Source organism: Bradyrhizobium sp. NBAIM03 (assembly GCF_020194055.1).
Taxonomy (GTDB): Bacteria; Pseudomonadota; Alphaproteobacteria; order Rhizobiales; family Xanthobacteraceae; genus Bradyrhizobium; species Bradyrhizobium yuanmingense.
In genome coordinates, this window is the sequence record NZ_JADYVS010000243.1 from 1 (window position 1) to 401 (window position 401).

The window sequence follows — 401 nt, forward strand, 5'->3', positions numbered from 1 at the left end:
GCCGATCGGTCGTCACCGATTCCCAGCTGTGGATGGAGCCCCAGTCGTGCCCGACCAGATGAAAGCGCTCGCCGGGCAGCAACGCGTCGGCCACGGCGGCAAGGTCGTCGACAAACTGGGGGATGCGGTAACCGGTGGTATCTGCGGGGGCGTCTGACAGGCCGGCACCCCGCACGTCGAAGGTGAGCACACGGCGCTCGTGCGCCAGCGTGTCGCGCACGCCGTCCCAGACGGAGCTGTCGTCCGGATAGCCATGCACGAGAACGATGGCAGGGCGCTCCCGAGCGGAATGGTCGGCGGGCTGTGTCATGCGGGCATGCAGGCGAATGTCGCCGGAGCGCACCACGTGGCTGCTGTGCATCGAGAGGCCTCCTGGAAAAGGGATGCGGTGCAATCTCTGC

At 67.6% G+C, this 401-nt stretch carries 1 protein-coding gene; it reads right to left on the bottom strand.

Features of this window, described 5'->3' with window-relative positions; translation table 11 throughout:
* Window positions 1-361, bottom strand: a 361-nt coding sequence (locus I6F21_RS38320) for an alpha/beta fold hydrolase (RefSeq protein ID WP_225184462.1), incomplete at its 3' end; no start/stop codon positions are given.
* Window positions 362-401 lie beyond the last annotated feature (40 nt).